The organism is Vibrio aquaticus, assembly GCF_003970385.1.
Taxonomy (GTDB): domain Bacteria; phylum Pseudomonadota; class Gammaproteobacteria; order Enterobacterales; family Vibrionaceae; genus Vibrio; species Vibrio aquaticus.
Map to the genome: position 1 here is coordinate 1 of NZ_RXZH01000191.1, position 380 is coordinate 380.

Annotated in this window: 1 protein-coding gene; it reads right to left on the bottom strand. The window is 47.6% G+C overall.

Annotation, left to right across the window (positions count from 1 at the left end; genetic code table 11):
* Positions 1 to 363, bottom strand: a 363-nt coding sequence (locus EJ063_RS22005; RefSeq protein ID WP_279630393.1) for a hypothetical protein, incomplete at its 3' end; no start/stop codon positions are given.
* Positions 364 to 380: the final 17 nt, after the last annotated feature.

Below are 380 nucleotides of genomic sequence, written 5' to 3' on the forward strand. Positions count from 1 at the left end.
ACAGTCTAAGCGCGATGGTGTCTGACTGTTTCTCCAACGAGTTGCCGACCTCACGTTTTCATATAAGCCCAAGTCATCGATGAGGTTGTAGAACCGAGCTTCAATTGAGTTGTCGCCTCCAGTGTACGTGTGTTCCGCGAAGTTGACTCTAGGGAGATTAAAGTCCCCTAGAATCAGGATGTGTGTGAAACCGAGACGGATAGAGCGGGATAGTCCTTCCAGCATACGACTATCGTACTCGATGTCGGCAGTTGGCTTTCTGTAAATGACTCCGACTAGACACCTCGAAGTACTAGACAATCTTACAGAGCACCATATGGATTCCTCAAGTTTGTTAAACTCGAGGTTATGAACTTGGTGCACCTCCAAGCAAGGACGTA